Origin of the sequence: Segatella cerevisiae (assembly GCF_024054555.1) — a bacterium.
Classification (GTDB): Bacteria; Bacteroidota; Bacteroidia; order Bacteroidales; family Bacteroidaceae; genus Prevotella; species Prevotella cerevisiae.
In genome coordinates, this window is sequence record NZ_JAMXLY010000012.1 from 33,778 (window position 1) to 59,803 (window position 26,026).

Sequence of the window (26,026 nt, forward strand, 5' to 3'; positions counted from 1 at the left end):
ATCTTCGATAAAGATTTAAAATGCTTCTTACTTTAATGTGTATACTATCGTATTGACTTGTCCGAACATCGGGCGCAGAAAACCGGTAAACAGAGAAAGAGCATTTTGCTTTTTGCCCTTCTGGGTATTTGCCAGATTGATGACCATCACCATCTTCCCGCCAACGATGAATTTCTGCAGAGTAGTAGGAATCGGTTTCCGACTTTTCTTGATGGAATTCCTGGCGAGGTCTGCACTGCTGCCACTATAAAACTGCAGGTCATCTGACGCGCCGAAATAAAAGGCGGTTTTCTTATCCGTATAATAGTAGGCATTCTTGCCCCAGTCCAGAATCTTTCCCCCTTGAGGCACACTCTGTTTCCAATAGTCTACATCGCCCAACCACTCACTGTTGGCGAGTTTGGCGCCCCACATGAGTTGCAATCCGTTATCACTCATTGAGGGCAGGAGGATCGTCATATCACCGTTGACACTCTTCATGATGCTGTTGACATCGATCGCTTCATTGATACCTGCCAGCAAAGCCGTCAGACCGCGATTGGTCTGCATCAAAGGCAGGAATTGCTTGCCGTCAACATTCATGAACATCCCGACCATTGCGTCAGAGGGCATCACTGCGGCATACCGGGCCGTGATCGGCCTGTACACCTTTACCGCCTTTTTCAATGCGGCATCTATCGTATGGTTGAGTGAGAAGGTCTGCCCATGGAAGAGCAGCACGCTCCCCTTCTTCTCAATATGCGCGGAGATCAGAACCTGGGTGGGGTCTGTCCCACGAGGAGCACCTATCGTAAACGGCGCAATCAGTTTTTCAGGCAGAGCCTGAACCTGTGCAACCATGGCCATCGGAGAGTCAATGGAATCCAAAGCATCGTAAAGCGGACTGCTCTTGATGCCGTCATCCTCATCCTCTTTGAGATAGGTGGCCATCTGCTGCATCATCTCGGCCTGGGCGCTCACCGTCACCGGTCCCATCACTAACATGGCATGGTCCGAAAAACCTAATACCCATACGCCCTTCAGGACCGTAAACTGCATGCCTCTGTGCTCACTGAGACTTTGGCAGATGCCCTTCTGAGACAACTGCTGAAGCCATTTCTCCAGATCATCATGGTCTGAAACTTTGGCACAGAGTCCGAGGTCTCCTGTCTGTGACTCGAAGAAGTACATCTTATGGCCGACGTCAATACCGCAATCCGAAATATCCTTCACATGAAGAATGGATTCCAAGACCGTATTGTTCTGATGAGAACGTTCCGTCAACTTCTGGACATCCATGGAGATCAGAGCAGTGCTCTCACCGGGGATTGCATTCAGATAACTGTTACCGGAACAGGAAGCCAACAGGGCAACAACCGAAAACAAAAAGCAAAAATATAATGCTGAAAATTTAAATGTATGCATTTTTCCCAAACTTAGATATTCTATTAAAGTCATTTTCATTGCCTTTCTCCCTCAAGCGAAGAAATGAGAATTACGGGACAACACAACCAACTTTTATTCACTGACACCTGTTCACCAAATTGGACAACATGACAGCGTACAGTCCGGCTGTCTCTGTCCTCAGGCGGCTGGAACCCAATGAAACGGATTGATACCCATTCTTTATAGCCATCTTCACCTCATCGATGGAGAAATCCCCTTCAGGTCCTATCAGGACTGTAATATCCTCATCATCCTCCGGCTCACAATGCTGGAGTTCAGTATAGAAATCTTTACGGGGAATCTCCTGATAACAATGGCAGATAAACTTCTGTCCTGTCCTGGGAGTGGAAATAAAGTCTGAAAAGCGGACGATCTGATTTAAGGTTGGTTTCCAAGGTTTGCGGCTCTGCTTCATGGCAGAAATGATGATCTTCTCCAAACGTACTGTCCGCATCACCTTACGTTCAGAAAACTTGCAATTCAGGAAAGAGAGTTCGTCAAAGCCAATCTCCGTCGATTTTTCAGCCATCCATTCTATGCGATCCATCACTTTGGTAGGTGCAATCGCAAGATGGATATGCCCTTTCCATGCCTGTTCCTGCGGCAAGGGTTCCTGAATTTTGTAAAGGCATCGTCGGGTCGCCGTCAACGTAATCTCCGCCCGGTAAAAATTCCCGACACCATCCATCAAAAAAATTTCATCCCCGCTTTTCAGGCGCAATACCCTCATGGCATGCATGGCTTCCTCAAAAGGCAATTCTGTCAGGGAACCGGCGTCCGGAACATAAAAAAAATGGTCTTCTTTCATGACTTCTGTTCTTTCATAGGATGTTGTCTGTTTTTACGCCGCTTCATCTCATCCCTCAATAAGGACGCCAACTCATAGTTTTCATCCTTCACGGCATTGTCCAAAGCGCTCTCCAACATCTGGTCACTGATAATATTGACTGGTAAAGACATTCCCGATGACTGGGGATGATAAGGCACGCCTTGGCGTCTCATCAATTCCGAGTCTGCGTAAATTGGTATTTTGGCGATGACGGAAAACAATACGGCATCGCTTGCACGCAGGGGAAGTTGCTCAAGTGTATCCTGATTCATCAGCATCGCAGTATACTCCCCGTCAACGATACCTATGATATCTATTTCACAATGGATATCGGCTTGATCATGTATAACTTTATAGAGGACCTCCGGAAGCAATCTGTCCACACCCGCTACAGGTTGGGTGCGTATGGCAAACTGATACATCATTTGCTTATCGCAGGTGATGACCAGTTCCCGTGTCTCGTCTTCATCCAGCAATGTCAACAGACCGATATCGCTGGAGCCGACGATTTCCGAAACTCCACCAAAATGAACACGAACTTTATTCATATAACCTTTTTCTCCTTCTTTGGGCGAAACATCAAAGCAAACGATACCGCCACGACCAATGCGTAGAGGGCAAAAATGAACCAGCATGGCCGCCAGTCGGTCATCTCTGTTCCTGCCCTCATCACTGTATGGGCATTGACAACTGCCTGAGCTGATAAGGTGCCTACTGTAGCCCCTATGCCATTGGTCATCAACATAAACAAACCCTGTGCACTGGAACGGAGTTTGGGATCGGTAGCCTGATCGACAAACAAAGACCCGGAGATATTGAAGAAATCAAAGGCGACGCCATACACAATCATGGAGAGTATGAACATCCAGACTCCTGTCCCCGGATTCCCCAATCCAAACAACCCGAAACGGAATACCCAAGCGAACATAGCGATCAGCATGACGTTTTTGATTCCGTAGCGCTTCATGAAAAAAGGAATGAGAAGGATGCAACAGGTCTCACTGATCTGAGAGAGTGAGATCAAAATGTTCGCATGATTCACCCCAAAAGTATTGACATATTCCGGTATATCTTTAAAACTGGTGATGAAGGGATTGGCAAAGCCATTCGTGATCTGCAGGCTTACCCCGAGCAACATGGAGAAGACAAAGAATATTGCCATCTTCTTCTGCTTGAACAAGGTAAACGCACGGAGCCCCAAGGCATCTACCAATGTCGTCTTTTCGCCATCGTTATGGATATCGCATTTGGGCAGAGTGAAAGTATAGAGGAACAAGATGATACTGCAAATTCCGGAGACCAGAAACTGGTTCTGAGTGGATTGGAAGCCCATGATATCTACGACCCACATCATGCAGATAAATCCAATCGTTCCGAAAACACGGATAGGTGGAAAGTCCTTGACCGTATCCATCCCCGCCTTCGTCAGTGCATTATAGGCCACCGAATTGCTCAGGGCAAGGGTCGGCATGTAAAAAGCAACGCTGAACGTATAGAGGGTAAAGAGGCAACCGAACTGCACCTGAGAACGGTGTACTAGAGCGTAATAAGTTGCTGCAAACATGAACAGTCCTGCCAAAAGGTGACAGAGACCTAACAGCCGCTGTGCCTGAATCCTGCGATCGGCAATGATTCCCACCAAAGCCGGCATAAAAATGGAAACAATACCTTGAACTGCATAAAACCACCCGATTTCTGAACCTAATCCTATATTTACCAAATAGGTGCCCATCGAAGTCAGATAAGCTCCCCAGGCAGCAAATTCAAGGAAATTCATCGCGGCTAGCCGTATTTTTAAATTCATTTCAACATAGAATTGATAACACCTGCAAAGATAAAGACTTTTATTGAGAACAAACATAAATCATAAAAGATTTTTCCTTCGGAAGGCTAATCCTTTATCCTTGCATCTGATTTCTACAGAAACACCGGATAGACCTGAAAAGAAACGCTTGTCCTACCTCTTGCAAAAAGTTTATGATTGGAACGACTTTCTAGAATATCTTGCATCCACTTCGAGGATGCAACAGTCTCAAAAGTTGGGTATCGGGCAAAAAAAATTGATTGTCTCACGACAACCAATCTTTTATTAACCTTAATAATCTAATACCATGAAAAACACAGTGCAAAAGTACAACTAATTTCGATATCTGCAAGAGATTTGCAGGGAGAAATATTGGACTTTAATATTACTTAAACCTTTCATTCTCCCAATTAAGTTTCTTTTGCACAAGTATAGTGTTTACGGCCTTTTCATCCATAGATCCGACAAGAGGAACAGCCAAACTTAGGACCATTGTACGGTCATTCGGAGATAGTTTTCCGGACACCAGATAGGGTTCTATCATCGCCTCAAGAAATTGGAACCGATCTACCGGCATAGTATCGGGGCGAACGATGAAATCTTCCGGTTTTACCGCAGGCATCAGGTCTTTGGAAGAGAGACGATGCCATGAGCGGTCATAAAACAATATCTCACTTTCTTTAGAAGGTGCAGAAAGGGTCTTCACGAAACAGAGGACACTGTCGCCATTCTGTCGCGGGAGCATTTTCATTTCCAGTGTTGTAGACGGATTTAGAATCACATGGAGATAGTCATTCGTCAACGTATCCATCCTGCTGTTTCCGGTCAGGAGATTCTTTACGCTTGCCTTTACTTTCATGTCGGCAAAATCGAGAAATTCCTGACGCAGATTTGCATTCAGATAAGGTATGACGGAGTCCGGCATTGCCAGCCACATCTTCTTGATAGACTGAGCAGACACATTGAATGAGATCAGTACTGTAAGCAAAATCAAAAAAGTTTTCTTCATATTCACCACCTCTCTTGTTGGATCTAATATTTTCAAAATTATCATTTATAGACCGGATAGAAACAGATCTGTAGAGCCATCTTCGCGGAATGCCGTTCTTCTATACCGGAACATGTACATATCGGAAAGCACCGTATCGGAGTTGGCACGTCCACTTCCCCTTACAAGGTGCCACGAATATCGTGAAAAGATCATCCATCCCTGTAGGGGCACAACCACCTTTATAGAACGGTGTACCATCCTCTTCCTCATCATAGCTCACGGGATAGATTTCCCCTAATCGGTCTGCAAGGGTTTTCATCTGGCGGATAGCCTGAATTTTATTGGGACAGGTCCTATAAAAGCGGGCTTGATTGAAAAGCCCCAAGGAATCGACCCTTTGAAAGCCCAATTCTATTTTGTCGAATTTTATACCCTGGAAAGTCTTGTTGACATAGAGGACAGAAACTGAATCCCGGGATTCCGGAGGCCCCCATAACTGTTGGAAGTCATGGAGTGCGTCAATGAAAGAAGACCCGAATATAATATGATTTTCCACACCTGAGTCATTCCGAATCACTATACCTTTTTCCTGCGCATGCATGCTTATCCCGAAAAGAATAAAAGCAAGCATCGATAACATACTTCTGAGTTTCAAAGAATTCTGATACATGTTGCGCAAAGGTAAAAAATAAAACGGACGCAACCAAAAAAGTAGGACTCAAATTTGATTCTCTTTCATATTCATCTCTATCTCTCCCCTACTGAGGTCTTCCAACCCTTTCAGATAGCTGAGGATTACGGTACACATTGCCTGGCTCAATCCCCCATATCCGGATGTCATGGCGGTAAGCGGAAGTGAAACTTGCTCATTTGCAGTTTATTTCTTACCTTTGTGCCAAAATTACAGCGATATGACAAAGAAAAAGACCTTACCTGTCTTAGAGGGGGTCACCATTGAAAAAGTAGCAGCTGAAGGAAAATGTTTGTTTCATTATAATGAAAAGGTCGTTTTCGTTCCCTTTTGCGTTCCCGGAGATATAGCAGACATACAGATCACAAGAAAGAAACACAGTTTTTGTGAGGGCAGAGTGATCCGGTTCGTGCAATACAGTGCGGTGCGTGAGAAACCGTTCTGTACCCACTTCGGGATTTGTGGCGGATGCAAATGGCAGAACCTCCCCTACGCTGAACAACTGAAAGCCAAACAGCAGCAAGTCCTGGATCAGTTGACGAAAATCGGCAAGATCGAACTGCCTGAGTTCAGACCTATACTCGGATCAGAAAAACTGAAAGAATACCGCAACAAACTCGAATTCGGGTGTGCCAACAGACGCTGGTACACGAAAGAAGAACTGGATCAACTTCCCCCAAAGGACTCCTCAGCGGAAGACCTTTCCGCAACTGGGCAAAAGTCTCCCCATCGGCAGGACAATTGTATCGGTTTCCACATTACAGGTGCTTTCGACAAGATCTATCCGATCGAGAAATGCTGGCTCATGGACGACCTGCACAACCGGATACGCAATGAGATACGTGATTTTGCGTTCCGTACCGGCATGACTTTCTTCGATGTCAGGGCCCAACACGGTCTGTTGAGGAACATCATGTTCAGAAATTCCAACTCCGGTGAGTGGATGGTCTTGATTCAGTTCCACTATGATGAACCGGACGATGAAACTAGGGCAAAAGCTCTCCTGCAGCACATCGCTGACCAGTTTCCCCAGATTTCCACTCTACTCTATGTGAACAACCAGAAGTGCAATGATACCATAGGAGATCTGGACATTCAGGTGTTCAAAGGCAAAGGTTTCATCATACAGGAAATGGGCGCACTCCGGTTCAAAGTAGGACCGAAGAGTTTTTATCAGACAAATACAGAACAGGCATTCCGACTCTACAGTGTTGCACGGGAGTTTGCTGGTTTGACCGGAACAGAGACCGTCTACGATCTCTATACGGGCACAGGCACCATTGCCAATTTCGTTGCCGGTCAAGCCAGGAAGGTCGTTGGCATCGAATATGTCCCCGAAGCCATTGAAGACGCCAAAGAGAACAGCCGCCTCAACGGCATCTCCAATACCCGTTTTTTTGCAGGGGACATGAAAGACATCCTCACGGATGAGTTGATCAGGGAAAACGGACACCCTGACGTCATCATCACTGACCCGCCGAGAGCCGGCATGCACCCTGATGTCATTCAAGTCATTCTCAAGGCCGGACCTGAACGGATCGTCTATGTGAGTTGTAACCCTGCCACACAAGCCCGCGATCTGTCTGTCCTTGACACCGCCTACAAAGTGATGCAGGTCCAACCTGTTGACATGTTCCCCCACACGCCGCACGTGGAAAATGTCGTACTGCTCCAGAAGAGGAAATAAGAAGAACAACTTCCAAAACTTATAAACAATCTTTTATATGATGACAAATCTCAAGAAAGGGTTATTCCTTATCATTGCTGCTGCACTTTCCTGCACGACAGGCAGTGCGCAAATCAAATTACCGGAGTGGGTAAACAGCATTAAATTGTCCGGGTATGGTATGATCCAGTACCAGTACAGCGGACAGGAAGGGGCGAAAGCCAACTCTTTCAACCTTCGGATGGGCAGGATCATGCTTGACGGACGAGTCTTGAATGATTTTGTATGGAGAGTACAATTCCAGTTCAATGGAAATACTTCCACTTTGGGAAGTTCTCCAAGATTGGTTGACCTCTACACGGAATGGCAGAAATACGATTTCTTCCGTGTCAAGATCGGACAGTTCAAAAGACCTTTCACTTTTGAGAACCCGATGAACCCCATTGACCAGGGTTTCATGAGTTACAGTCAGGCGGTAGACAAACTGGCAGGTTTTTCTGACCGCGCAGGCGAACACAGTTCTAATGGCCGCGATATCGGATTGCAGATTCAAGGTGACTTCCTGAAAAATGCCAGTGGCAGGAATCTGCTGCATTACCAGTTGGGTGTATTCAATGGTCAAGGGATCAATGTCAAGGATGTCGATCAACAGAAAGACCTTATCGGCGGTATCTGGGCAATGCCTGTTTCCGGCATGAGGTTGGGTGCATTCGGCTGGACCGGCAGTTATGCACGCAAAGGAACCTGGAAGACTGTCAATGCTCAAGGAACTTCTGTCGATCACGATGGCATCAGGAGCCTTCAGCAGCGCCGGTATGCGTTCTCGGCAGAGTATCTCATCAACGACTGGACTCTACGCTCAGAATTTGTCCACTCCACAGGGGCTGCTTTCGCAAAGGCCCTGAGCAACACCAATGACAAGACTTCCGATGATTGTTCCCTCTCTGATGAAGGGGACGAAGCACAGAGTGTCTACGCCTTGGTCATCGCCCCGATCATCAAGAACCGTTTCCATGCCAAAGCGAGATACGACATGTATCAACCTACCGGAAACACCTCGAAGATGAGGACTCAATATGAGGTGGGACTGGACTATGAATTCAACAAAAACATCGAACTTAACGGCGAATATGCTCTTATCAATGACAGGAGTTTGCAAAAGGAAAATTACTCTGTCGTCGATGTCGAAGTCGACTTCCGGTTCTAAGGACATCCTCTTCCTTCAAAAGGAATCCTGAGAACAGACTATAATAGGACAAGCCCCCTGAAAGTTTTTTCACTTTCAGGGGGCTTGTCTATTCAGGGCTTTCGTTCCAGCTCCTCAGATCATCAGAATTTAAGTGAGAGAAATGTCTCTCAGCACGCGTCATTCAATAGATTTGAATGAACGCCTTCCGAACGCAATAAATTTCGATAAAGTAGAAACCTATGGGAAAAGCTTCCGGTAACGACTCCTTCTAAAGGCTATAAGAGAATCCGACGCTCATATATTCCTTAAACTGCCAATAGCCATGATGGAGATCACGACTGACACCATCGTCAAAGCGAGGGAATACAAAGAGATTGCAGGAAATCAACTTGCTCAGTTGGAAAACAAAAGTATTTTCCCACTCCAACTCTGTCTTCTTATATGAGGTATACCCGTAAAGCCGGGTCGTCCACTTGATCAGGTTCGACACGACCCAATTCAGGTCCACAGTAAACTCAGAACCATAGTCGACCAGCGAATGCTTTCCCTCGTCTACACCATAGCGGGTAGCCAAATCTTTGAGTTTTACGTAAGTCCAATCCAAGGCGATAGGAGCCAAATGCACCGTTCCCGTCAGTTTTTTCTTCAGCCAACTGACGTTATAATCCATACCAATAGAGAAGTTAACGTCAAAAGGAGACAAGAAACCCGCATAGATAGTGGGGTCATTGGTCTTATAGGTACGAGTAAACTGCGTAGTGGCTATCGTCTGGAAAGTATAATACCATTTTTTTGTAGCCTGCAATCCGAGTTTATCAGTATACCGGATCATATTTTCCGTTGCAGACATACTGTGGATACTATCAGCACGGGAATTCTGGAAACCTAACTTCATTTCCAGTTTGTGATTCCACACAAATCTTCGATGATTGTCATAATTTGCCTGAAAGACGATGCTTCCCAACATGGAATAATTGCTCTCACCACCTTTATACCAGTTGCTGGATACGAAATTCTGCATGAACTGCAGATAATAGTCCCCTTGGAAAGTCCAGAAATTAGGTTTCCTGACGAGAAGATTCATAGGGACCTCATCCGGTTCCTTCGCTTTCGGCGACACGATATCCACAAGGTCTGGATGGATCTGCTGGGCAGAAGGTTCCAAGCGGTCGAGATTGTCAGAATTGGCAATCAGTACTTTTTCACTCTGCCTGACAAATTGGGGATGATTCAGATACACGTTCATCAGGGTCTTGTCCAGGAAACGGTCCACGACCTGACCGGAATCAGCCGCAGGGGACAATTCCAGGGAATGGACAGCCGGGAAATAATAAAAGGTGAGCGGTGTGAACAGACAATAGCTCCGGTTTTGGACCAACAGATGATTCCGGGCAGCCAGAGTGTCTTTAGCCAGGACGCCCTCTATTGAAGTCGTATCCAGCCAATTTTTATATGACCTCAAAGAGTCCATATAATTGCGAACCAATTCAGGTTCGCCTCTATGCTTATTTCCAAAACCATTCCACGTCTTTTGGGCATTTACCCCTTGGGCTAACACCAAAAGCAGGATGATCAAAAACCGATATTTCATTTTATCTCTTTGTCAGTCTATTGACGGCAAAGGTAAAAAATAAAAATGAAAAAACGAAAGATATGTCACATGAAATCAACCAAAACGGTTGGCACTTTCATTATTTTGTGCTACCTTTGCAACTTAGTTATAACTAAGCTAATTTAAATTTTTATTTATCGTGGCTGAAACAAGGTATATATTCGTCACAGGTGGAGTAGTTTCTTCTATTGGAAAAGGAATCATCTCTGCTTCAATAGGTAAGCTCCTTCAGGCAAGGGGCTATGATATCACCATTCAAAAGTTTGATCCTTACATCAACATTGACCCCGGGACACTGAATCCTTACGAACATGGAGAATGTTATGTAACTGTTGACGGTATGGAAACAGATCTCGACCTCGGACACTATGAACGCTTCACAAGTATTCATACGACGAAGTCAAACTCCATGACGACCGGCCGTATCTATAAGTCAGTGATTGACAAGGAGCGCCGAGGTGACTATTTGGGAAAGACGATTCAAGTGGTCCCGCATATTACGAACGAGATCAAGCGTAATATCAAATTGCTTGGGCAGAAATACCATTACGATTTCGTCATAACAGAAATCGGCGGTACCATAGGAGATATCGAGAGCGCTCCCTATATGGAGGCTATCCGGCAACTGAAACGGGAACTGGGCAAGAACGCTGTCAATATCCATCTGACCTATGTCCCCTATCTTAAAGCTGCCCATGAACTCAAGACAAAGCCTACTCAAAATTCTGTCAAGGAATTGCAGAGCGTAGGCATTCAACCCGATATTCTGGTCCTTCGTACCGAGAAGCACCTCAACGATTCCATCAGAAAGAAAGTATCTGATTTCTGTAATGTCGACCTGGACTGCGTCATTCAGAGCGAGGATCTTCCCAGTATCTACGAAGTCCCCGTGAACATGCAGAACCAAGGTCTAGATGCTGCCATCCTCAAGAAGATGGGCATCGAGGTCGGTCCTACGCCTGAGATGAAACCGTGGAAGGGATTCCTGCAGCGCATGAAGAACGCCAAAGATGTTGTCAACATCGCTTTGGTCGGAAAATATGACCTTCAGGACGCTTACAAGAGTATCCGGGAGAGTCTCTATATCGCCGGCACATACAATGACTATAAAGTGGTCATCACTTTTGTCAATTCCCAATTCATCACCAAAGCAAACATCGCTGAAAAACTTGTCGGTCAGGACGGCGTGGTCATCTGTCCGGGATTCGGGCAAAGGGGCACAGACGGAAAGATCGTTGCAGCAGAATATGCCCGCACCCACGATCTTCCGACGTTCGGCATTTGCTACGGCATGCAGATGATGGTCATCGAATTTGCCAGAGACGTACTCGGATATACGGATGCCAACAGCAGGGAGTTGGATGAAAAGACCCCCCATAATGTCATAGACATCATGGAAGAGCAGAAGAATATCACGAACATGGGCGGAACCATGAGACTTGGAGCTTACGAATGTGACCTGAAGAAAGGTTCCCGTACTTACGACATCTACGGACAAGAGCATATCAGCGAACGCCACAGACACCGCTATGAATTCAATAATGACTATGAGGCTGAATTCGAGAAAAACGGGATGATGTGTGTCGGCAGAAACCCTGAAAGCAATTTGGTGGAGATCATTGAAATGCCGAAATTAAGGTGGTATATAGGTACACAGTTTCATCCTGAATACCAGTCTACAGTCCTCAAGCCCCATCCTTTATTTTTAGATTTCGTCAAGCATGCCATTGCTTATCGCAAAGAAACAAAAGCAAATCATAAATAGTAGCAAACAAAGAGGTGGACAAGTTTACACCTCTTTTCAATATTGAACAATAAATGGATAAAAACAGCATTATCGGCTTTGTCCTAATAGCCGTAATTCTGATCGGTTTTAGCTGGTGGGCAAAACCTTCGGATAAAGAGCAACGCGCCGCTTTCGTAAAAGATTCAATCGCCAATGTCCAACAAGCAAAAGCTGAAAAGACAGCCCAATTTGCTGCTGCGAAAAAGCAGGCAGCAATCAGGAAGAAGATAGAAGGCGATACGACCGCTCTCTTCTACTCTGCTTTGAATGGAAAAGCCCAGCAGATTACGTTGCAGAACAAGAAAGTCGCTCTCACCTTTAACACTAAGGGGGGAGTTGTGGAGAAAGCCGTTATTAAGGGATACATCGGGCACAACTTAAAGGTAAAAGATGGTTCTAAAGATTCCAAGGACGTTACTCTTTTCGATACAAAGGATCAAAGCCTGAAATTCATGCTGGCCGGAAAGGATATCAATATTGTTACCAGCGACCTCTATTTTACACCTTCCCATATCACCGACTCTACTGTCGTCATGACAGCAAAGGCTGCAACGGGAAAATACATCACCTTGGCATACCGCCTCGGCAAAGATTATCTGCTTCACATGCAACTGCGTGCCACTGGTATGTCCGGTCTCTTCTCACCTGACGCTGACCTGATGGATGTCGTCTGGTCTGAACACTGCCGGCAGCAGGAAAGAGGTTTCACTTTCGAAAACCGATATTCCAGTCTGACCTATCACAATGTAGACGGAGGAACGGACTATATCAACCAAGGAAAAGAGAAGATCGACGAACCGGTAAAGGACCCTATCGACTGGGTGGCTTTCAAGGATCAGTTCTTCAGCGCCGTGATGATTTCCAAGAACAATTTCAAGGAAAATTCACTGATGACCAGTATTCCTATGGAGAAGGGATCCGGTTACTTGAAACAGTACGGTGCCAAGATGAAAACTTTCTTTGATCCGAGCGGAAAGAAACCTTCTGAATTCGAATTCTATTTCGGTTCCAATGATTTCCGACTTCTGCAAAATGTCGAGAAAGAAAGCAGTTTCGGACACAAACTCCAACTCCAACGCCTGATCTATTTGGGATGGCCGCTGTTCAGGATCATCAACCGCTGGTTCACCATCTATGTCTTTGATTGGCTGAGCAAAGTATTCCCGATGGGCGTCGTCCTGATCCTCATCACCTTATTGCTGAAGGTCATCACCTATCCGATGGTCAAGAAGAGTTATATGAGTTCTGCCAAGATGCGAGTCTTGAGGCCTAAGTTGGATGAGGCGACCAAACAGTACAACAAACCGGAAGATCAGATGATGAAGCAACAGGCGATGATGTCTGAATACGCGAAATACGGAGTCAGCCCATTGTCGGGATGCTTGCCGGTCCTCATACAGGCACCTATCTGGATCGCCATGTTCAACTTTGTTCCGAATGCTATCCAGTTGCGCGGACAGAGTTTCTTATGGATGCACGACTTGAGCACTTATGACCCTATCCTGGAATGGAACAAGAACCTGTGGCTTATCGGAGATCACCTTTCCCTGACTTGTATCTTGTTCTGCGTAGCACAAATTGTATATAGTTGGTTTACCATGCAACTCCAAAAGGATCAGATGGTCGGACAACAGGCGGACCAGATGAAGATGATGCAGTGGATGATGTATCTGATGCCGATTTTCTTCTTCTTCATCTTCAATGATTATTCTTCAGGATTGAACTTCTACTACTTTATCAGTTTGGCTTTCAGTGCACTCATCATGTACACATTGAGAAAGACGACCAATGATGAAAAACTGCTCCATATTCTTGAAGCGCGGTACAACAAGAATGCCGCCAATCCCAAGAAATCCACCGGCGGTTTTGCTGCACGTCTGCAAGCTATGCAACAGATGCAGATGCAACAACAGAAAGAGATGCAGAAGAAGCGTGCCGATCTGGAACGCAAGAAGAAACAACTTTAAAGTCTTTAGCGAGACGGAGTGAATAGACTTTCACTCCGTCTGTGATTTAAAAACCTATTCTATGAATAAAACGATTGCACTGACTGCTGCCGTTCTGATGGGATGCAGTAGTTTGAACGCACAGACGATGATTGAGAAAAACAACATTCAACTCTCCAGTGATCTGATGACTCCGGAGGCATTGTGGGCGATGGGACGTATTGGCGCCACTCAGGCATCTCCCAATGGTAAAAAGATTGTTTACCAAGTCGGTTACTATAGTATAAAAGAAAACAAGGGCCACCAAATGCTCTTTGTCATGAATGCCGACGGTAAACAGAAAACGCAATTGACACATGATGCGGCGAATGAATCTGATGCCGCATGGCTTAATGATGAGGAGATCGCGTTCCTCCGTGACGGACAACTCTGGTGTATGAATGCTGACGGGCAAAACCGCAGACAGCTGACTCACTCCAAAATCGACATCGAAGGCTTCAGGTTCTCTCCCGACGGCAAACAGGTCATTCTGATCAAGAGCATCCCTTATCACGGTAGTATCCAGAAAAATCCTTCTGACCTGCCGCTGGCTTCCGGCAGAGTCATCACAGACCTGAACTACCGGCATTGGGACCATTACGTAGAAACCATCGCACACCCTTTCGTGGCTGATGTCACTGCTGACAGTATCACCGAAGGGACAGATATTCTGGAAGGCGAACCGTATGAATGTCCAATGGCTCCCTGGGGAGGGATAGAACAACTCGCATGGAGTCCTGACAGCAAGTCTATCGCCTACACTTGCAGGAAAAAGACCGGAGTGGAATATGCCACCTCAACTGACGCCGACATCTACTTATATCAGGTCGCAACAAGACAGACCAAGAATCTCTGCAAACCCGAAAACTATAAAGAGCCGCCCTCTGATCCGACTAAGAGTATGCGTGACCAACCGGTCAACCATCAATCAGGCGATATGAACGTCGGCTATGACGAGAACCCACAGTTCTCACCTGACGGCAAATATGTGGCATGGCAGAGTATGAAAAGAGACGGTTATGAAAGTGACCGCAACCGACTCTGCGTCTATAACCTTGCCAATGGATCGAAGAAATACGTCACGGAATCCTTTGATACGAATGTAGACGCATTTACATGGGACAACAACTCCAAGGACTTATACTTCATGGCATGCTGGCACGCTTGTGTCAACCTCTATCAGACGAATTTGCAGGGAAAAGTCACACAACTCACTGATGGTTGGAATGACTATGGCTCTGTTCAGATGCTGGGAAATACCGGAAAATTGCTGACGACAAGACACAGTCTCTCTCACCCTGATGATATCTATATCGTCACCCCAACTCAAAAGGCCAAGAAATCAAAAGTCGAACAGATCACCGATGAAAACAAAGCTATCCTCGCTCAACTGGCAATGGGGAAAGTTCAGGAACGCTGGGTGAAGACGACTGACGGGAAAGAGGAACAAGTTTGGATTGTCCTGCCCCCTCATTTCGACCCTGCCAAGAAATACCCTACCCTCCTCTATTGTGAAGGAGGCCCCCAGAGCCCTGTTTCCCAATTCTGGAGTTATCGCTGGAACCTCCAGATCATGGCAGCCCATGGCTACGTCATCGTAGCGCCTAACCGCCGAGGACTCCCGGGATATGGATCGGCCTGGAACGAAGAAGTCAGTGGTGACTGGACAGGCCAATGCATGGATGACTACCTTTCTGCCATTGACGATGCCAGCACCAACTTACCTTATGTCGACAAAGACCGCTTGGGATGTGTCGGAGCAAGTTTCGGAGGATTCTCCGTATACTACCTCGCAGGACACCACAATAAACGTTTCAAATGCTTCATCGCTCATGACGGCGCTTTCAACTTGGAAAGCATGTATACCGACACGGAAGAAGACTGGTTCTCCAACTGGGAATACGATGATGCCTACTGGAATAAGGACAAGACAGCCAATGCAAAGAAAACCTATGAGAACAGTCCTCATCTTGCAGTAGCCAACTGGGATACGCCGATATTGTGTATCCATAGTGAAAAAGACTACCGCATCCCCTATACTCAGGGCATGGGCGCTTTCAATGCTGCCAAGATGAGAGGGATACCTGCAGAACTCCTCATTTTCCCTGACGAAAACCACTGGGTTCTGAAACCCCAAAACGGAATCCTTTGGCAAAGGACTTTCTTCAACTGGCTCGATCGCTGGTTGAAAAAATAAGGATTGTAGATAAATTCGCTAACTAAAGGATAATCATTTTAAATAACCGAGAGAAATAATCAATTTTAAAAATTGAGATCTGTCAAGAGCTCAACAAATGTACAACTAAGAAAGAAAAATATGGTAGAACAAATTCAAAAGAAACTCAGTGACTCTGCCGGCGCTAGATGGGCAGCAGTCCTTATCGTGTCCTTCACCATGATGATGGGTTACTTCCTCACAGATGTGATGTCACCTCTTCAGGATATGCTGGAGACACCTATTGCAAAGGGAGGTTTCGGTCTGGGCTGGTCCAGTTCTGAATATGGTTTTTTTGCCGGCTCTTACGGAATAATCAACGTTTTCCTCCTCATGCTCTTCTTCAGCGGCATCATTCTGGACAAACTGGGAGTCCGCTTCACCGGCGTACTGGCAAGTTCTCTGATGGTTATCGGGGCATTCCTGAAATTCTATTCCTTGCAGTTTATTTCACCTGAACAGACCTTAAGCATCTTAGGAGTCGATTATAAACTCCAAGTGTGGATCGCCTCACTGGGATTTGCCATCTTCGGAGTAGGTTGTGAAATGTGCGGAATCACAGTATCCAAGATCATTGCAAAATGGTTCAGTGGCTATAGCATGGCTTTAGCAATGGGAATCCAGGTAGGCATGGCCCGTCTGGGTACAGCAGGTGCTTTGGGACTCAGTCCTATTATTGCCCACCATTATAACAACGTGGCTTCACCTGTCCTCTTCGGGGCTATCCTCCTGTTCATAGGACTACTGGCATTCCTCGTATATGTCGTCATGGACACGAAACTGAACAAGTCCATTGCCGCCCTGAGGTCCAAAGATTATAAAGATGAAGAAGGATTCAAGTTCAGTGATCTGAAAGCCATCTTGACCAATCCCGGATTCTGGTTGATCGCACTTCTCTGTCTCTTGTTCTACAGTGCCGTATTCCCATTCCTGAAATTTGCCACAAAACTGATGATTGCCAAATACAATGTCAATCCTGACTTTGCAGGAATGATTCCCGCCATCCTGCCTTTCGGCACGATCTTCTTGACACCGATCTTCGGTTCTATCTATGACCGTGTAGGAAAGGGTGCAACGCTGATGATCATCGGTTCAGTTCTCCTGACAGCCGTACACATCTGCTTTGCACTACCTATACTGGATACAGGTGGATTTGCCATCTTCCTGATGGTCTTATTAGGAATAGCCTTTGCTCTCGTACCTAGCGCTATGTGGCCGTCTATGCCGAAGATCATACCGATGAAGCAACTGGGGTCTGCCTATGCCATCACTTTCTATATTCAGAATATAGGACTGACACTGGTTCCGATGCTGATCGGTAATGTCCTGCAGTCTAATACTGTTGGGACAAAGGTCAATTTCACCAGTACGATGTGGATCTTCGCCAGCTTCGGCATCATCTCCATCGCTCTTGCTGTCATTCTCCGAATACTGGATAGCAAGAAGCATTACGGTTTGGAAGAGGCTAATATCAAGAAATAGAAATTCTCTCATATATTTCATGGAGGAAGCTTTCAATCAAGGCTTCCTCTTTTTTTATCGCTACTTTCATTTTAAAAAGAAAGCCTGTTGGCAGTTTCAAATATTTCAAAAGGATGAAGTTTCCTTGACAAAGACAGAAAATTGAATCCAAGATGAATTTCCTATTTTATTTTTCGTAAATTTGCTCCCATAAATTCAGATTAAATATCAATTTATATTTATGAAAAAATTATTCCTTTCGGTATTGTGCCTGATCGTGGCCTTAACCGCCTCTGCACAAGTGCAACATCCCAAACTCATTGTCGGCATTGTCATTGACCAGATGCGTTGGGATTATCTGTATTATTACTATGACAAATTCGGTGAAAACGGTCTGAAAAGACTTCTCAAGGAGGGTTATAGTTGTGAGAACACCATGCTCCCTTATATTCCCAGCGTCACGGCGGTAGGCCATTCCGCTATCTTTAGCGGGACTACACCTGCCCTATCAGGAATCGCAGGCAATTACTTTGCAATCAATGACAAATCGGTTTACTGTTGCTCCGACTCTACGGTCAAAGGATTGGACAGTAATGACTGGGACAGTCAGATGTCCCCACGCAATATGTGGTGTACGACTATAGGAGATGAACTCAAGATATCCAATGATTTCAAATCAAAGGTCATCGGTATAGCACTTAAAGACAGGGCTGCAATCCTTCCTGCCGGGCAAAGCGCAGACGCAGCTTACTGGTGGGATCAGAAATCAGGACATTATGTGAGCAGTACATATTATATGAAGCAACTCCCTTCCTGGGTCTCAGATTTCAACAAGGCTCATCACACCGCCCAGAATTTTGACATCAAGACGACGACCAAACTGGGAGTGGACTACAGTTTTGATCTAGCTGAAGCCGCTTTGAAGAATGAACGACTCGGTCAGCGTGACATCACTGATATGCTCACATTGAGCGTTTCATCTACTGATGCTATCGGACATGCATTCAGTACTCGCGGCAAAGAAAACGAGGAAGTCTACATGGAACTGGATAAAGACCTGGCAGGATTTTTGAACACACTGGATCAAACTGTCGGAAAGGGTAATTACCTGCTGTTCCTTACAGCAGACCATGGGGCTGTACATAATTACAATTTCATGAACAAGCACAATATCCCCGGGGGTGGCTGGGATTATCAAGCAACGACAAAATCACTCAACAAAGACCTGCAAGATAAATTCGGTATTGCACCGGTGATGTGGGAAGACAATTATCAATTCTTCTTCAACGACTCTCTTATCGCTTCCCGCGGCTTAAAGAAACAGGATGTCATTGATGAGTCCGTTAAATTCCTTGAGAAAGACCCGATGTTCATCTATGCCGTCGACAATGAACATGCTGCAGAAAGCACCCTTCCTGAAATTCTCAAGCAGCGTCTCATCAACGGTTATAACCGTCAACGCAGTGGAGAGATTACTGTCATTCCTCGAGCAGGATACTTCGGGGTAGACAAACCGTCCATCAAATATAAGGGAACTTCTCATGGAGAGTGGAATCCTTACGATGCACACATTCCTTTGATTTTCATGGGCTGGCATATCCAACATGGAGAAACTGTAGAACCTGTCAGCATGACCGATATCGCACCGACCATCTGTGCAATGCTACACGTCCAAATGCCCAATTCCTGTATGGGAAAAGCCATTACGACCATCGTCAATCAGAAAGAATAAGCAACGGACAACTTAATAAAAGAGCCCTGCCTTTATACAAAAGTGTATTAAGGCAGGGCTTTTCTATTGTCATCAACTGCAATACTGACAGTGCATCCAATCTCCCTTTAGATCATCAAAGGCAGATTACGGAGACACTCATTTCTTGGTATGGGTAATGTCAAACAACCAAGACAACTTGATGACAATATTGCTATAATTACTTTTCCCGAAATAGTCTCGTTTTGAGTCACCATAGATATTACCCAATCCATAGTAATATCGGGCCTCCAAAAGAAAATGACCTGCATGAGGAACGGTATACTCTACGCCTATTCCTGCCACAATACCATAATCCAACTTATTCTCAACGGACATTGTATCCTGTGCCCAAATCGTGTTAGAACGCTCCGACTTACCGTTCTTTATGCGGTCAATCTCATCATTGACATTGAAGTTACTCTTGGTCGACTCACTGGTATACCACCCCACTTGAGGGCCTGCATTGGCAAAGAACTGCATGCCATGCCCCTCTTTGCCCCATGCTAAATGTGCCAAAAGTGGAATTTGGATATAGTTGATTGTCCTACTGTATTCCTGTTTCTTTTTCGTCACAGGGTCTATGACGGCAGCATCATTCAAATCGACGATATTCTCTTTCCAGCCAAGAGATGCATAATTGAGTTCTGCATAGATGGAACAAATCGTATTGAAATATTTTTCACAAGTATACCTGACTGAAAGTCCACCTGTAATGCCACCATGCTTGTTTTGGGAGACGCTTGGGTCAAAGCCAATACTGCTCAAGACGTAACCACCGTTAAATCCTACGCTAAAATCATTTCTATGCTCACCTATCTGAGCGCTTGCTGCCACGCAACAAGTGCAGAGGAGACCGGTGAGAAGGAGTTTTATTTTCATACTTTTAATAAGCTATGGATTCGATCGTCTTGTTATACAAATAGTGGATCAACTGAAAACTGTCATTCTGGTATCCGCCATTATTCACTTTCTCAAAGCGAAGGGGAGTTTGTACAGGTTGATAACTGCTTTGACCGGAAACGCCATTGAAATTCTTGCCGTACTGGTGATACCCCTGCAGGAAGAATAAGGCCTGATCATAACCCGTAATTCCAAAACGTGGCAGTCCGGAAGGCATCATCCCTGTGCCAAACCAACTCTTGTAAGTCTTCTCCAACTGAATAGTCTTGGCGCTGGATGCATTATAATAAAAGGTGGTCGGAATATAAGTATCATACCGGTAAAACTTATCCAGATCATAAGGCAGGTACATCAGCCATTCTGTATATCCGAAAAGGGATATTCCGAATCCAGGGTATTTTGCAACCATCGCATCCATTTTCTCTACAGCCTCATTCAATTGGGGAGAACGACTGGAATTCAGTATCACCACATTCTGCCTTGTTCGGTCAAAGGACTTCACGAAATCTTCCAGAGGTGTCACCAAACTGGTCAGTCCGTACTTAACATGTTTCGCATCCAATTCCGCCCTCAATTTCAGAGTGAAAGCCCCCTTGTCAGACGAGGCATCCTTACAATCTATGAAAATAGGGTGTGCATTGGGAAAGCGGCTTAAGAAAGCCTTGACCGTCTTCTCGTTCAAGATCGTCGGCGACTGGTAGACCTGATAGATCTGCGGATTAGAAGCCACTTCATTTCCGGAAATCGAGAAGGGAATGACAAGTTTAATACCGTAAGTCTTGCAGAAAGCAGCAAGAGGTGCGACCTGATTGGAATACAAAGGTCCGAAAATCAAATTACACTGATTGGCACCCTCGCTCAGAAGAGTCTGGTGGATATCCGCATTGACAGGTACGTTCCAAGCATGGACATCGACAGAGACGCCATTCTGTTTCAATTGGTCGACAGCCATCAGTACGCCTCTATAGTATTCGACCATCCGCTTACCGTCACCGTCATTATTATGGAGCGGCAACATGACACCTATACGTATGGCATTGCTTTGCCGGACATTGGATGCCACCGCCCTTTGAGTGGTTTGAGGTACAGTAGCCTGGGTAGTTCCACCCTGATTCACATTCTTTTCAGTTGTCGAAGAATCCTTATGATAAGGAATGAATATTGTATCTCCCTTTTTCAGCGTATACCCCTCCAATTTCATTTCCGGATTAGCATCCATCAATTCAGGCAGGGTGACCCCATATCTTTTTGCAATGCTGAAAACAGTATCTTTTTTCTTTACGGTATAAATATCGCGCCAGTTCAGAGTTCCTTGAGCCATCATAAATGTACAAGCGAACAGAGCAACAAACATAAAAAGTTTTCTCAATAGATATTTCATAAAACCTAATGTTTTTACACATCTGCAAAAATACAAAAAAACATTCATCCCATGACATTACATCCTATCTTTTTTCCTTTTTATAAATTATTGCCTTTTTCCTTCCCTCCTACCCATGGCCATCCGTCACTCAAAGACCATTCACTCCGCCTCCGGAAAGCACGGAACCTTTTCACAAGCCCTCGGCCCCCCTCTTTTCCTTCAACGCCAACGGTCTCGTTAAATCATATTAAAAAAGATCAAATCGCATTCTTTATGAACATTTGTTCATTATATTTGCAAAAGAATTGAAAAGAATATCCTTATGCCAAGACCCAAGACAATAAGAAAAATAGCAGATAAGCCCATCATCTCCGGACTCAAGCCATACGGAATGGCCGGTCCCGTCAAGAGATCTGATGCCATATTCCTTCTCTTCGAGGAATATGAGGCCCTCCGACTTTGTGACTATGGCAGGTACAACCAGTGTGAAGCAGCAAGACTGATGGGAGTGTCGAGGCCTACGCTGACACGGATATGCATGTCAGCGCGGAATAAAGTGGCGACAGCTATCGTAGAGGGGCATCAGTTGATCATAGAAGGAGGAAAAATAGAGATCAATCACGAATGGATGAGATGCAATCACTGCCATTGTTCTTTCACGAAACAGCAGGAAGGAGACACGATGTGCCCTCTGTGTGGGAGCAAGAACATTGAAGAGACTCCGGAAGATCCACATACAGACAACTTGCAGGCCCCTCTGCAAGTTTGTTGCGGAAGTAATCGGAAAAAGTCAAGATGCCCGGGAAGAACAGGCAGGAAAGGAAAACGCAGATATGAAGATTGCAATATGCAGTAAAGACAACACCCTCTCAAGTGAGGTGGACTCCCGTTTTGGAAGGTGCCGATTCTTTGCCCTCTACGACAGTACGGACCAGTCTGTGACCTTCATCAGAAACACTGCCGGATCACTGGCGGAAGGTGCCGGGCCTGCAGCATTCAAACTATTGCAAAATCAGAACGTCGAGAAAATCATATCCGGCAACTTCGGTCTTAAACTTAAGGCCCTTGCCTCTGACGCCTCCATACAGTTGATCATCCCTCAAGAGAAATATACTTTAAAAGAAATCATTCACTTACTTCATCATTAAAACAATATGGAAAAAAAGATTGCTATACCTGTAGAAAAAGGTAAGCTCTGTGCCCATTTCGGACACTGTGAGAAATTTTACGTAGCTGTAATTGATAATAACAAAATCAAAGAAGAGCAGGAAATTACTCCTCCGGAACATCAACCCGGACTGTATCCCAAATGGATGAAGAGTTTAGGTGTCCAATGTGTCATCGCCGGCGGAATGGGCGAAAAGGCACAGGACCTGTTCCGTCAAAACGGCATACAACTCTATACGGGAGTACCGGTAAAAACAGCAGCAGACCTGGCACAAGACTACATTCAGGGAACACTGAAAAGCGGTGTCAACAGTTGCAACCATCACTCAAGAAACCATGAAGAGAATAAATGACCGAATAGTCAAGTGAGTTTAACAGTAAGGAAGTGCCTTCCGCCTTTATAGTTCGCCATCTATAATGACGAGGCACTTCTCTTTTCCATCTATTCCTTTTTATCAATGAAAATAACGATTCTGGTGGACAACCACCTGTCAGACACGGTTCCAGGGATGTCTTCAGAACATGGTCTGTCAATCTATATTGAAGACAAGTCAGCCAGATACCTGCTGGATACGGGGGCATCCGACCTGTGGGCTCACAATGCCCGCTTGCTTGGTCTTCAGGTAAAAGACATTGATACCCTCATCCTGTCACACGGCCATGCCGACCACACTGGTGGATTACCTATTTTCCTGTCACAGAACAGGAAAGCATCTGTTATTGCATCTGAAAAGATTATCAAATACCAATATTTTTCCCATCGGCATCCGACTATTGTAAACCTGAGTCCTCCTCAAGGTACAATAAACACATATCTGTCTCGCTTTCATTTCATTCATGATGACTATCGTCTCAATGATCATATCAAACTCGTATTCACAAAGCAGAAAGTCCATCCGGTTCCTAAAGGTAACCGATTTCTGTCTGTAGACAAGGGGACTGGAGAAGGTCCTTATCTGGCAGACGATGAAATCGCCCTGGCTATTGAGAAAGACGGTGCACTGACTATTGTATCTTCTTGTTCACACGGAGGAATACTGAACATCATCCAGTCATGTGTCGTATCCACTGGGATATCCAGGGTAAACGCCTTTATAGGAGGATTGCACCTTATCGATCTCGAACCGGAAAAACGAGACGACGTAAAAGCGATAGCAGATATTCTAAAGAGAAACTACCCGGACATAAACCTTTACATAGGTCACTGTACGGGGAAAACTGCCTATCACGAACTCAAAAAGGCTTTGGGTGACCATGTCCACAAACTCTATTGCGGAATGAGACTGACTATCTGATTACAAACCATGCCAATACGAATACCAAGGGAGCCTGCCAGTTAATGGCAATCTCATTGTGAGAATAATTTGCCTGTTCGTCAACCCAGTCCGTCGCAGTCAATCCACCGCCTACCAGATAGCCCGGCCACGGTGCTTCTATCCCATCGGAAGCCGAACGTCTGTCATGTGGATGCATTGGCGGATTCACACCGACATCCGTCACATAGGAACGGCCGTAATAATTACGCCCCAATAAATGTCCGATAATATCCAAAGCTGTTTCAGTATATTTTCTATTTTTAGCCAGAGCACTGGCTACATAAAGATTCACAGCCTGCCGTGCCACCGTACCGTTACATCCCCAATAATATATACCACCCAAAGGTCGCCGGTAAACATCTTTTCTTGCGGTATTGACGATCGCATCGGCCGTTTTTACCGTATTGGCACGAATAGCACGTTCCACGGTTGCATTCTTCCCCTGCCTGCCGGACAAAAGATAAGTGAACATTCCAAGATTTGAGACAGTTCCAAAATCCCAGTCCGCCTCAACTTTATAGTTCATCTCTCCAGCTCTTTCTTCAAAATCTTTCAAATATACCCTTTTGCCTGTTGTCTCCCACATTTCAGCGGCAGCCCAAAGGCGATCATCTTTGTCATCGGTTTCATATCCGCCTGTTTTGAAATCGGGATTGACATACGTTTTATTATCAGGATTCTTACGCAAAAAATTGTAACTGAGAACAGCTGCATTCAAACATTTTAGAGCATAAGCCTTATCATAAGGTCCGAATGCCCGAGCCGCACGAGCCAGCACAGCGACGAAGTCCGCCGTGGCAGCCGAAGTCCAGTCCGCGAAATAACGCTCCCCCTCATCCTTATCAGCCATAATAAAGTCCGCAAAGTTTGTTCTCGTAAGTTTGTGCGATACTCTACCCGAACCGTCGGGATATTGCATCTTAAGCAGCCAATCTGTCTCCCATTTCAACTCTTCCAGAAATTCAGGATAACCGGGAGCTGTTCGGGGTAAATTCAATCGAATTTTGTTTATTGTTGGTCCGAAATGTTCCCATGCCATAAACAGAATGCCCATGGTAACACCTGCATTCACTACATACTTTCCATAATCGCCTGCATCATGCCAGCCTCCCACACCATTTCTCTTACGCCCCAGCCAGCCGATATAATCTTCATAACCATCATCGAGATGGCAGGCACCATGCTTATAACAGACGCCATTGAAAGTTCCCGAAACATTCATACCACAACGCCACAGATAAAAAGCTCGCATAGTTACCCTATATGCATCGTCATAAACCCTCTTATTAATTGGAAAAACGACGGAACGACCTTTTCCAGACGTTTCCAGATAATAAGTTCCGTTTTTCGATACGGCAGAGAAATCGGCTATCCGTACCGTTTGATTCACATCTTTCTGATATACCGCAGGGGTTGTCCTGCCACTAAACACGACCTTGCGATTCACAGCATTACAAACATAAAAAGAATCGGCATTATCGGTCAGCGTGGCTTCCTTAGTCGCACCTGGAAGGAAACCGAGAGAATTGACCCGTATTGTCGGTATATTCACCTTCGTTTGTCCGTATCCGCAAACCATGGCAAAAACAGAAAAGATAAAACCACTTATCAAGCCTTTATTTACCATAATAATTTTTTTTAGATTAAACACATTCATAAAATAAACGCAAAAGAAATCATTTCAAAACAGGATATAGGCCCCACTGGATTCTCGTCATCAAGCGATAACGAGAGCCAAGGTTTTCTTAGCTATCAGAATTTGATTTCTAATAATCATGGTATTTGCCGGGATTATTTCGATGATTTTATCATTTCAATAATGGCAGTCACAAAAGTGAAGGATCAAGGGCCATTCGACAGACCTTCAAGAGAA

At 45.3% G+C, this 26,026-nt stretch carries 21 protein-coding genes; 11 read left to right on the forward strand and 10 right to left on the reverse strand.

All coding sequences use genetic code 11. From position 1 onward, the window contains the following. Window positions 1-27: 27 nt before the first annotated feature. The 6 genes from NG821_RS04775 to NG821_RS04800 form a co-directional block, all read right to left on the reverse strand. Window positions 28-1,365 carry a DUF4836 family protein gene (locus NG821_RS04775; protein ID WP_252760518.1) on the reverse strand — a complete coding sequence of 446 codons (1,338 nt, stop codon included), beginning with the start codon at window positions 1,363-1,365 and terminating at the stop codon, window positions 28-30. Window positions 1,366-1,501: 136 nt separating this feature from the next. Further along, entirely contained in the window at window positions 1,502-2,233 is a 732-nt protein-coding gene (locus NG821_RS04780) for a 16S rRNA (uracil(1498)-N(3))-methyltransferase (protein WP_252760519.1), read from the reverse strand. Then, window positions 2,230-2,802 carry a bifunctional nuclease domain-containing protein gene (locus NG821_RS04785; RefSeq protein ID WP_252760520.1) on the reverse strand — a complete coding sequence of 191 codons (573 nt, stop codon included), beginning with the start codon at window positions 2,800-2,802 and terminating at the stop codon, window positions 2,230-2,232. The genes NG821_RS04780 and NG821_RS04785 overlap by 4 nt, the downstream gene beginning before the upstream one ends. Further along, window positions 2,799-4,058, reverse strand: coding sequence for an MFS transporter (locus NG821_RS04790; protein WP_252760521.1), 1,260 nt, complete (start codon window positions 4,056-4,058; stop codon window positions 2,799-2,801). Before NG821_RS04790 ends, NG821_RS04785 begins: the two co-directional genes overlap by 4 nt. A gap of 385 nt (window positions 4,059-4,443) precedes the next feature. After that, on the reverse strand, window positions 4,444-5,067 hold the full coding sequence (locus NG821_RS04795; RefSeq protein ID WP_252760522.1) for a DUF3256 family protein: 624 nt from the start codon (window positions 5,065-5,067) through the stop codon (window positions 4,444-4,446). A 100-nt stretch (window positions 5,068-5,167) separates the two neighbouring features. Beyond that, window positions 5,168-5,680 carry a hypothetical protein gene (locus NG821_RS04800; protein WP_252760523.1) on the reverse strand — a complete coding sequence of 171 codons (513 nt, stop codon included), beginning with the start codon at window positions 5,678-5,680 and terminating at the stop codon, window positions 5,168-5,170. A gap of 280 nt (window positions 5,681-5,960) precedes the next feature. Between NG821_RS04800 and rlmD the strand changes: the two genes are divergently transcribed. Then, complete coding sequence (gene rlmD / locus NG821_RS04805) at window positions 5,961-7,427, forward strand: 23S rRNA (uracil(1939)-C(5))-methyltransferase RlmD (RefSeq protein ID WP_252760524.1); 1,467 nt, start codon at window positions 5,961-5,963, stop codon at window positions 7,425-7,427. A 37-nt stretch (window positions 7,428-7,464) separates the two neighbouring features. Continuing rightward, window positions 7,465-8,613, forward strand: a complete 1,149-nt coding sequence (locus NG821_RS04810) for a porin (RefSeq protein WP_252760525.1) — start codon at window positions 7,465-7,467, stop codon at window positions 8,611-8,613. Between the two features lie 250 nt (window positions 8,614-8,863). On the opposite strand, the gene NG821_RS04815 is transcribed toward NG821_RS04810, so the two are convergent. Then, complete coding sequence (locus tag NG821_RS04815) at window positions 8,864-10,186, reverse strand: DUF3078 domain-containing protein (protein WP_252760526.1); 1,323 nt, start codon at window positions 10,184-10,186, stop codon at window positions 8,864-8,866. 160 nt (window positions 10,187-10,346) lie between these two features. Between NG821_RS04815 and NG821_RS04820 the strand changes: the two genes are divergently transcribed. The 5 genes from NG821_RS04820 to NG821_RS04840 all read left to right on the forward strand — a co-directional run bounded on the left by NG821_RS04820 (window position 10,347) and on the right by NG821_RS04840 (window position 19,386). Continuing rightward, window positions 10,347-11,972, forward strand: coding sequence for a CTP synthase (locus NG821_RS04820; RefSeq protein WP_252760527.1), 1,626 nt, complete (start codon window positions 10,347-10,349; stop codon window positions 11,970-11,972). A gap of 53 nt (window positions 11,973-12,025) precedes the next feature. Continuing rightward, window positions 12,026-13,960 (forward strand): membrane protein insertase YidC, encoded by a 1,935-nt coding sequence (yidC, locus tag NG821_RS04825; RefSeq protein ID WP_252760528.1) that lies wholly within the window; start codon window positions 12,026-12,028, stop codon window positions 13,958-13,960. 61 nt (window positions 13,961-14,021) lie between these two features. Continuing rightward, the gene (locus NG821_RS04830) at window positions 14,022-16,175 is read left to right on the forward strand and encodes a S9 family peptidase (RefSeq protein WP_252760529.1); all 2,154 of its coding nucleotides are present in this window, start codon (window positions 14,022-14,024) and stop codon (window positions 16,173-16,175) included. Window positions 16,176-16,295: 120 nt separating this feature from the next. Beyond that, window positions 16,296-17,675, forward strand: coding sequence for an MFS transporter (locus NG821_RS04835; protein ID WP_252760530.1), 1,380 nt, complete (start codon window positions 16,296-16,298; stop codon window positions 17,673-17,675). Between the two features lie 220 nt (window positions 17,676-17,895). Beyond that, window positions 17,896-19,386, forward strand: a complete 1,491-nt coding sequence (locus NG821_RS04840; RefSeq protein ID WP_252760531.1) for an alkaline phosphatase family protein — start codon at window positions 17,896-17,898, stop codon at window positions 19,384-19,386. A gap of 138 nt (window positions 19,387-19,524) precedes the next feature. Here the strand turns inward: NG821_RS04840 and NG821_RS04845 are convergent, their stop codons facing one another. After that, entirely contained in the window at window positions 19,525-20,286 is a 762-nt protein-coding gene (locus NG821_RS04845; protein ID WP_252760532.1) for a porin family protein, read from the reverse strand. A gap of 4 nt (window positions 20,287-20,290) precedes the next feature. Continuing rightward, window positions 20,291-21,688, reverse strand: coding sequence for a PBP1 and LysM peptidoglycan-binding domain-containing protein (locus NG821_RS04850; protein ID WP_252760533.1), 1,398 nt, complete (start codon window positions 21,686-21,688; stop codon window positions 20,291-20,293). A 304-nt stretch (window positions 21,689-21,992) separates the two neighbouring features. On the opposite strand from NG821_RS04850, the gene NG821_RS04855 reads away from it, so the two are divergent. The 4 genes from NG821_RS04855 (at window position 21,993) to NG821_RS04870 (ending at window position 24,132) form a co-directional block, all read left to right on the forward strand. Then, on the forward strand, window positions 21,993-22,526 hold the full coding sequence (locus NG821_RS04855) for a DUF134 domain-containing protein (protein WP_252760534.1): 534 nt from the start codon (window positions 21,993-21,995) through the stop codon (window positions 22,524-22,526). Beyond that, window positions 22,504-22,818 carry a NifB/NifX family molybdenum-iron cluster-binding protein gene (locus NG821_RS04860; protein WP_252760535.1) on the forward strand — a complete coding sequence of 105 codons (315 nt, stop codon included), beginning with the start codon at window positions 22,504-22,506 and terminating at the stop codon, window positions 22,816-22,818. The genes NG821_RS04855 and NG821_RS04860 overlap by 23 nt, the downstream gene beginning before the upstream one ends. A gap of 6 nt (window positions 22,819-22,824) precedes the next feature. Beyond that, a complete protein-coding gene (locus NG821_RS04865) occupies window positions 22,825-23,190 on the forward strand; it encodes a NifB/NifX family molybdenum-iron cluster-binding protein (protein WP_252760536.1) in 366 nt (121 codons plus the stop codon). A gap of 105 nt (window positions 23,191-23,295) precedes the next feature. Next, a complete protein-coding gene (locus tag NG821_RS04870; protein ID WP_252760537.1) occupies window positions 23,296-24,132 on the forward strand; it encodes an MBL fold metallo-hydrolase in 837 nt (278 codons plus the stop codon). Here the strand turns inward: NG821_RS04870 and NG821_RS04875 are convergent. Further along, entirely contained in the window at window positions 24,125-25,780 is a 1,656-nt protein-coding gene (locus NG821_RS04875) for a glycoside hydrolase family 9 protein (protein WP_252760538.1), read from the reverse strand. The two genes, NG821_RS04870 and NG821_RS04875, sit on opposite strands and share 8 nt — an antisense overlap. Window positions 25,781-26,026: the final 246 nt, after the last annotated feature.